Raw genomic sequence first — 8,001 nt, forward strand, 5'->3', positions numbered from 1 at the left:
TTAACTGGTCAATTAATAAGCTTTCCCGGGCGGCGACCCCGCGATAGCCCACAGGCTCCGATAGAAACAGCGGACCGACTCCAGAAGCGAGTTCAGGACGCCGAGAAACGTGCGCAGAGAACAGTTGCGTCAGGCGCTCTGGGAGTGTTCCGCGGACTCGTTTCCGCCCTCCCGGGCCGGACGCTCGTCCATGTTGCGCGTTCGGACGGCCGTTCGGAGGCCGACTTCGGCGACGTTGCCGGCGTGTTCTGCCGTCCGTTCGAGCGCGTGGAGCGCGTGCGCGAACCGGTAGTCGGCGTCGGCGTCCACGTCCTCGAACAGCCGTTGCTCCACGTCCGCGAGACCCTCGCACACTCGGTCGCGTGCCACCAGCGCCTCCCGCGCCGCGTCGGGGTCGTCACCTTCGAGTGCGACCTGCACCGCGGCTTCCAGCGCCTCTGGAACCAGTTCGGCGAGTTCGGACACCTCGTCGGCGACCGCGGGGGGAAGCGGGTCGGGGACCGCCGACGCGACGGCGGCGATTCGCTCGGCCTGGTCGGCCACGCGCTCTAACTCGCGGGCCGCGGTGTGGAGGCGGAACAGTTCCGGGCGCGTCTCGCCGAGGGCGTCCACCTCGTCGAGGCGGTCGAGCCCGCGGGTGAAGTGCCGGTCGACCATAGCGAACAGGCGGTCGGCGCGGTTGTCGCGCTCCGCGAAGCCGTCGAGGGGTGCGGCCCCGGTGAGCGCGGCGGTCGCGTCGCGGTGCATCGAGACGGCGACGAACTGGAGCTGTCGGACCGACTGGCGGATGGAGACCTCGTTCGCGTCGAGGACGTTCCGAACCGTGACGGCGGTGTCCGACTCCTCCGTGATGGTCACGCCGACGAGGTTGCGAGCGACCCGCCTGACGGCCTGTCGCTGTTCGGCGTCGAACGTCCCGTCGGCCTCGATGACGACCTGTTTCGACCCGGCGGCGTAGGCCGCTCGGAGCGTCTGTTCGAGGGTGTCACCGACGGCCGGGTCGCCCCCGTCTTCGGCGTTACCCCCGCGGACGGTCACCGTGAACTGCATCGACGAGTCGTCCTCGCACTCGGGTGCCTGTATGACGAGCATCCCGTCGAGGTGCGTGTGGAGGTTGACGACGGTGCCGGCGGTGATGCCCTCGCCGTCCGCCCACTCTCGGGGGAGTGAGACGGTGAACGTCCCGTTGCTGACCTGCTGTATCTTGCGTGTCTCCATTGTGTTGGCGTGTCTGAAACCGTGTTGTCTGCGTGCCACTTCCGCGGTGACGCCGCCCCCGCCTCGGCGGGTGATTCGACTGACGAAAAGCGAGCGTCGCCGCCGACTGTCCGGCTTCGACGGCTGCAGGTCGTCGAAAACCGTCGTCACGTCGGGAAGTCGAAGTCGGCGTCGTCAGCCGCGGGGACGCTCGGCGCGGGTCGGCGTCGGTTCGGGGTCGAACCCGCGCGTTACCCGAACTTGCCGCTGATGTAGTCCTCGACGCGCTGGCTCTGGGGGTCCTCGAACACCTGGTCGGTGTCGCCGTACTCGACGAGTTCGCCGCCGGTGAGGAACACCGCCGTCTGGTCCGAGATGCGCGCCGCCTGCTGCATGTTGTGCGTGACGATGACGACCGTGTACTCCTCCGCGAGGTCGTGGACGAGGTCCTCGATTTTCGAGGTCGCGATGGGGTCGAGCGCCGACGCCGGCTCGTCCATGAGGAGCACCTCGGGGTCGGTCGCCAGCGCGCGGGCGATGCAGAGCCGCTGTTGCTGGCCGCCGGAGAGTCCGAGGGCGTTGTCGTCGAGTCGGTCCTGTACTTCGTCCCACAGCGCCGCCTGTCGGAGGGAGTGCTCGACGAGTTCGTCGACCGCGTCGTCGTCGCTCCGGCCGAGCAGGTTGGCGAGCAGACCGGTGTCGAGGTCGCCGTGCTTCCGCGGCCCGTAGGAGATGTTGTCCGCGATGCTCTTCGGGAACGGGTTCGGCGACTGGAACACCATGCCGACGCGCTTGCGCAGTTCCACGAGGTTGACGCCCTCTTGGTAGATCTCCTCGCCTTCGAGCTGAACCGAGCCGTCGATGCGCGCGGCCTTGATGCGGTCGTTCATCCGATTGAGACACCGGAGGAACGTCGATTTCCCGCACCCCGAGGGGCCGATGAGTGCCGTGACGCTGTTCTCGGGAATCTCCATCGAGACGCCCTTCAGCGCGTGGTCGTCGCCGTAGTAGACGTCGAGGTCGGAGACCGAGAGCTTCGCTTCGCCCTCGAACTCGTGTTCGACCCACTCCTCGCGGGTCCGCTCGCGCGTCTCGCCGCTCGTGACCTCGAGCGGCTGGCCGGTGCCGGGGCTCGCGCCGCCGGGTTCGCTGTCCGTCGTCGCCTGTGCGTCGTCCGCCGTCTGTCTGGTTTCACTCATGGTTACTCGTGCTGCAGTTTACTCCGGAAGTAGTACCGCGTCGCGATGCCGACCGCGTAGAAGCCCAAGACGACCACGAGCAGGATGAGCGCCGTCGCCCACCGGAACTCGTCGATAGCGCCGATGTTCGACGACTGCCCGACGCCCGCGGTGATAAGCGAGTAGAGCTGATACGGAAGCGCCGACGTCGCCTGCATCAGTTCGGGATTGGTGACGAACGGCGGCGCAGACTGGAACTGGAAGCCGCCGAGCACGTCGACCGTCTGGCTGCCCGGCGGGGCGACGCTCCCCGACATGGTCAGGAGAATCGGGGCGGTCTCGCCGGCGATACGCCCGACGCCGAGGATGATGCCCGTGATGATGCCCGGGAGCGCCGCCGGAAGGACGATGCTCCGAATGGTCTGCCACTTCGTGACGCCGAGCGCCGCGCTCGCGTCGCGGTACTCGTCGGGGACCGCCAGCATCGACTCCCGACTCGTGATGACGACGAGCGGGAGGAGCATGAAGCCGAGCGTGAGCATCCCCGCGAGCAGCGACTTCTGGTTGCCGAGTCGGGGGACGAGGAACGCCAGACCGAACAGCCCGAAGACGATGCTGGGCGTACTCCACAGGCCGTTGGTCGCGATTTCGACGACCTGCGTGAAGCGCCCGCGGTCCGCGTACTCGGTGATGAAGACGGCCGCGCCGACGCCCAGCGGGACGGCGAACAGCACCGCCCCGATGACGAGCCAAATCGTGCCCGCGATGGCCGGGAGAACGCCGTTCACGTCGTTGAGGAGCGCGACGCCGTTCATCACGAACGGCCACGAGAGGGGAAGCGAGAACGTCACGCCGACGAGCGTCACTTCGGGACCCGCACCCGCGCCGAACGCGAACCCGTTGAACAGTCCCGGCAGGCCCTTCAGCACCGTGAACGCGACGAGGAGGAACAGCACCGCGATGATGGAGAGGGCGTTCAGGTAGACGAGGACGTACGCGCCGATGTGTCGGCCGCGCGCGCCGAACCCGCCGTAGGCCTTCGCGGCGGCCCAGCCGACGAGCAGGGAACAGAATCCCGTCAGGACGGGAATCGTGAACTCGGCGTTGAACGACGCCTGCTGTTCCCAGCCGAGGTCCCACACCCACGACGGCCCGATGACGCCGGTGAGGAAGACGAGACCGGCGAACGCGGCGAGCGCGCCAGCGGGGAGCGTCGAGCCGATGTCTTCGCGGGGGAGCGCGCTCACCGCGAACCCGACCCCGCCGGTGACGAGCGACGCGACGACCCATCCGGCCGTCCCGAGCCCGAGCGTCTGCGAGGCGACGAGTCCGCCGACGACGAACCAGATAAGCGCGAACGCCGCCGAGGCGACCAGTCCGGCGGTCGGTCTGGGGTTGGTGGCGACGTAGCCGAGTCGAGAGCCGACGCCGAAGCCGATGACGGCGAGGCCGAGGAGGACCAACAGCCCGCCGAGGAGCGCGACCATCGGAACGCCCGCGACGGGGTCGGTGATGGTCACGAGTTCGAACATCGCCGCGAGCGAGAGGGCGAACAGCACCGCCGCCAGCCCCACCGCGCCGGCGGCGACCGCCTCGGTCTCGGTGGTGTCTTCGCTGACGAGCGTGGATTCAGTCGCGCCCGCCATCAGTCGGCACCTCCGAGCTTCTGGCGCATGCGCGCCTCGATGTACTGCGACCCGATGCTGAGGAACAGCACCGTGACGAACAGGATGACGCCCGCGACGAACAGCGCGGAGAGCTGGAGGCCGTCGGCGTCACCGTAGTTCGCCGCGATGAGCGACGTGAGCGTGTCGTTACCGTAAAAGATGTTGTACAGCGGCTTCGTGAGGCCCGGACTGCCGCGGAGCATCACGGTCGCGGCCATCGTCTCGCCGATGGCGCGACCCACGCCGAGGAGGACCGCGGCCGAGACGCCCGAAAAGGCCGCCGGCAGGGTGATAGAGGTCATGGTCTGCCAGTCGGTCGTTCCGAGGGCGAGCGACCCGCTTTTCATCGATTCGGGGACGCTGTTGAGGGCGTCTTCGGCGACCGAGACGACCGTCGGCAGCGCCATCAGCCCGACGACGATACCGACGAAGAGGTACGTGCCCTGCCCGACGATGTCGAACTGGTCGGCCGCCCACGGGCTGAGGATGGTGAAGCCGATGAAGCCGTAGACGATAGAGGGGATACCCGCCAGAATCTCGACGCCCGGCTTGACGACCTCTCGGACGGTCTGCGGGGCGATTTCGCTGAGGAAGAGCGCCGCGGCCACGCCCAGCGGGGCGGCGACGGCCGTCGCGATGATGGTGACGAGTACCGTCCCGTGAATCATCGGGACGAGCGAGTACTGAATCGGCGGCGTCACCGGACTCCAGCGCGTCTCGATGAAGAGCCGCAGACCCGGAATCGGAATGCCGAAGACGTTCACGGTCGCGTACTGCACGGTCGGCCACGCCTCCGCGAAGATGAAGACGAGGATGAGCCCGAGGACGAGGATGGTCGAGACCGTCGTCGTCAGCGTGAGCACGCGCGCTGTCAATTCTTGGTGTCTGAGCCAGCCGTAGCCCGTCGCGACGAGGAACACCGCGAACGGGACGGCCGTCAGCGACGAGACGGCCAGAAAGCCCGCGAACGCCGCGAGGAGCGACACCGCCGCGACCGTGACCGTGACGAGCGCGTCGGGCGGCGTCTCGTCGACGAAGTCGCGACCGCGCCGGAGCCCTCGCCGAGCCGCCGCTCGGAGGCCGGCACCGTCGGAGTTTGGAAGTACGTTCATGATTGGAGCGTCGATGAATGGAAAGAACGAGGTTCAGGAACCGCTACCGCGTCCGAGCCGCGTTATACTTGGCTCGGAAGCTTGTCCTTCTCGGACTGGAGGTCCTTGTCAGGCAGTGGGATGTAGTTGTTGTCCTCGACGAACACCTTCTGACCGAACGTGGTCAGGAACATGTTCATGAACGCGGCTTCGCGCATGTCCGTCCCGCTCGGGGTGTCCTCCGTGATGGTCGTGTACTGGTGGAGGTCGCGGTTGAGCGGGTAGTCGCTGTCGAAGATGGTGTGCTCCGCGCTCTTGTCCGGCGCGTAGAGCGTGCCCTCGAATTCGATACCGATGGGCTGGACCTCCGGGCCGGTGAAGGCGAGTGCCATGTACGCGATGGCACCGTCGTTCTGCTGGACGACGGTCGCAACCTGCTGGTTCTGGCCCTTACGGGTGTCGACGCCCTCCATCGAGGCGTCGGCGCTGCCGAGCATGTTGAGGCGGAACGAGGTGTCCGTCCCGGAGCCTTCCGCGCGGCCGACCACGTATATCTCCTGGTCGTGGCCGCCGACTTCGCTCCAGTTGGTGATCTCGTCCTGGTAGATTTGGCGGACTTCTTCGCCGGTGAGTTCCGTCACGCCCGCGTCGTAGACGTCCTTCGAGACGACGACGGGCTGGCCGTCGCGGCCGAGGACGTGGTCCACGTAGTTCGCGTCGCGCTCTTCTTCGCTGATGCCGAGTTCCGCCGTGATCGGACCCGACGAGTTACCGATGTCGACGAGACCGTCGCGGACGGACTTACAGCCCGTCCCGGAGTGGCTCAGGCCGATGGACGTCGCGAACGCGGGGTTCGCCTGCGTCTCGGTCGGCTCGAAGCCGTAGAGGGACGCGAAGTAGTCGGCCAGACGCATGTCCGGTGCGCCGAGTTCGTCCCAGCCGGGGACGGTAGATTCGTCGTTCGAACCCCAGTACTCGCCGTCGCTCGGCGGCGCGTTGGAGTTCCAGTAGGAGCTCCCCTTGTTCGCGATGGGATACACCGTCGAGGAGCCCTCGGCGGTGAGCATCTGCGGCGCGCTCGATTCGCTCGTCTCCTCGGGGGTCGAGGTCGTGGTCTCCGGAGCGTCCGTCTCTTCTTCTTCGGTCGCCGGCGCGTCGGTCTCGGGGTTCGACTGCCCCGAACAACCGGCGAGCCCCGCGACGCCCGCCGCGCTCGAAGCGACGAGGAACTGCCGACGTGATACGCTGCCTGCCAACTTCTTGGAATCTTGCGCCATCACGTGGTCAGACCCGGTTTTAAATAAAATGCGTTTATAATACCGGTTTAGTTCTATCAGAGTTCAACGTAACACTAAGAGACGAAATAGTCCGATATTAGCGCACACATCAGTACGGAGGACTATATACGCGAACGTAATCGAGACGACAGAAAATATAACGGGTCCCGAGAGACGTACGCACGATGGCTCAGCAGGACGGAACCACAGGCTCCGAACGTATCGTCGGTCTGTCGAAATCCGAGGCGGTCGACCGCGTCGTCGCCGCGGACGACGCTCGCGACCCGGACACCGTTCGCGCGGTGCTCGACCACGTGACCGAAGACGGCACGGTGACGGCCGACGGCGTCGATTCGGCGGTCACGGACACGTCGATGATTCTCTCGACCGCGGAGACGCGCGTCGAACTCGCGTCCATCGACCTCGACGACGCCCGCGAGGCCGCCGGCGACGACGCGGCCGTCGGTGCCGTTCGGTCCCGTCTCGACGTGTTCGAGTCGCAGGTCGCGAACGCGACGGAGCAGGTCGAATCGCTCGGCGAAGAGCTACAGGAGCTCTCCGACTGGCGCGACGACCCCCGGTCCGTCTACGACATCGTGCTCGGACTCCGGGAGGTCGCGTCCGAGTCGCAGGCGCTCACCGCGCACGCGGACGATATACAGCTCGACATCGAGAAGTTCGAGCGATGGCTCTCGAACCACGACGTTCGCGTGCGCGGGCTCGACGGCGACGTGGCGGCGCTCGAACAGTCGCTCGACGGACTCGCCGACCGGGTCGAGGCCGTCGCCGACGCGGAGGAGTCTGAAGACGACGCCGATGCCGCCGAGGGCGCTGACGACGAGCGCGCGGCCGAGTGGTACAACGCCGCGCTCCGCGCCCGCGTCTCTGACCTGCTGGTCGAGGACGTGCGGGCCGAACTCGCCGATCTGCGGGAACTGGCTCCCGAGTCGGTCGCGGAGAACGACGGCCTCGGCGACGCCGCCGCTAACCTCGACGAACTCGACGCCCGCGTGCAACGGCTCCGCGGGCGACTCGGCGACCTCGCCCGTCCGTCGTGGACCGACGAGTACGGGGCGCGAATCGAGTCGTTCGAGGCGACGTTGGCCGCGTTCGAACCGCCGGTGTCGTGGGGTGCGGTGCAGGCCGAACTCGAGGACGCCCGGGTCGGCGACGACGGGTAGTGCGAGCGGCGCGCGGTCCGAAGTCATTCGCTGACATACATATCACATCCACTACGTAAATCGCGTTCAGCGAAAGTACATGTGTGTCTGGTCCCTTGGTCTAACTGCGAACACCAATGTCAGACTACGAACTTGACCCCCTCCCGTACAAGTACGACGCGCTTGAGCCCCACATCTCCGAGCAGGTGCTGACGTGGCATCACGACACCCACCACCAGGGCTACGTCAACGGCTGGAACGCGGCCGAGGAGACCCTCGCCGAGAACCGCGAAGCAGGCGAGTTCGGCTCGTCCGCCGGCGCGCTCCGCAACGTCACCCACAACGGCTCCGGTCACATTCTGCACGACCTGTTCTGGCAGAACATGTCGCCGGAAGGCGGCGACGAGCCCGAGGGTGCGCTCGCAGACCGC

6 protein-coding genes and 1 pseudogene are annotated in these 8,001 nt (G+C 67.1%); 2 read left to right on the forward strand and 5 right to left on the reverse strand.

From position 1 onward, the window contains the following. Nucleotides 1-129 precede the first annotated feature (129 nt). The 5 genes from AUR65_RS06665 to AUR65_RS06685 form a co-directional block, all read right to left on the reverse strand. Complete coding sequence (locus tag AUR65_RS06665; RefSeq protein WP_058566101.1) at nucleotides 130-1,218, reverse strand: phosphate uptake regulator PhoU; 1,089 nt, start codon at nucleotides 1,216-1,218, stop codon at nucleotides 130-132. A gap of 230 nt (nucleotides 1,219-1,448) precedes the next feature. Next, nucleotides 1,449-2,396, reverse strand: a complete 948-nt coding sequence (gene pstB, locus AUR65_RS06670; RefSeq protein WP_058566102.1) for a phosphate ABC transporter ATP-binding protein PstB — start codon at nucleotides 2,394-2,396, stop codon at nucleotides 1,449-1,451. A gap of 2 nt (nucleotides 2,397-2,398) precedes the next feature. Further along, on the reverse strand, nucleotides 2,399-4,021 hold the full coding sequence (gene pstA / locus AUR65_RS06675) for a phosphate ABC transporter permease PstA (protein ID WP_058566103.1): 1,623 nt from the start codon (nucleotides 4,019-4,021) through the stop codon (nucleotides 2,399-2,401). After that, complete coding sequence (gene pstC, locus AUR65_RS06680) at nucleotides 4,021-5,154, reverse strand: phosphate ABC transporter permease subunit PstC (RefSeq protein ID WP_058566104.1); 1,134 nt, start codon at nucleotides 5,152-5,154, stop codon at nucleotides 4,021-4,023. Before pstC ends, pstA begins: the two co-directional genes overlap by 1 nt. Before the next feature lie 62 nt (nucleotides 5,155-5,216). Continuing rightward, the gene (locus tag AUR65_RS06685; RefSeq protein ID WP_058566105.1) at nucleotides 5,217-6,410 is read right to left on the reverse strand and encodes a substrate-binding domain-containing protein; all 1,194 of its coding nucleotides are present in this window, start codon (nucleotides 6,408-6,410) and stop codon (nucleotides 5,217-5,219) included. A gap of 185 nt (nucleotides 6,411-6,595) precedes the next feature. Here AUR65_RS06685 and AUR65_RS06690 point away from each other — a divergent pair, with 185 nt between their 5' ends. Together AUR65_RS06690 and sod are read left to right on the forward strand one after the other, a co-directional pair. Next, a complete protein-coding gene (locus AUR65_RS06690; RefSeq protein ID WP_058566106.1) occupies nucleotides 6,596-7,591 on the forward strand; it encodes a hypothetical protein in 996 nt (331 codons plus the stop codon). A 116-nt stretch (nucleotides 7,592-7,707) separates the two neighbouring features. Further along, nucleotides 7,708-8,001, forward strand: a pseudogene (gene sod, locus AUR65_RS06695) (superoxide dismutase [Mn]); the annotation flags it as partial.

It is taken from the genome of Haloferax marisrubri (genome assembly GCF_001469875.2).
Lineage (GTDB): Archaea > Halobacteriota > Halobacteria > Halobacteriales > Haloferacaceae > Haloferax > Haloferax marisrubri.

What these genes read in the sequence shown, in the direction of transcription:
- AUR65_RS06690 (WP_058566106.1), top strand. Translation starts at nt 6,596, where the DNA reads ATGGCTCAGCAGGACGGAACCACAGGCTCCGAACGTATCGTCGGTCTG.
- pstA (WP_058566103.1), bottom strand. Translation starts at nt 4,021, where the DNA reads ATGGCGGGCGCGACTGAATCCACGCTCGTCAGCGAAGACACCACCGAG.
- pstB (WP_058566102.1), bottom strand. Translation starts at nt 2,396, where the DNA reads ATGAGTGAAACCAGACAGACGGCGGACGACGCACAGGCGACGACGGAC.
- pstC (WP_058566104.1), bottom strand. Translation starts at nt 5,154, where the DNA reads ATGAACGTACTTCCAAACTCCGACGGTGCCGGCCTCCGAGCGGCGGCT.
- AUR65_RS06665 (WP_058566101.1), bottom strand. Translation starts at nt 1,218, where the DNA reads ATGGAGACACGCAAGATACAGCAGGTCAGCAACGGGACGTTCACCGTC.
- AUR65_RS06685 (WP_058566105.1), bottom strand. Translation starts at nt 6,410, where the DNA reads ATGGCGCAAGATTCCAAGAAGTTGGCAGGCAGCGTATCACGTCGGCAG.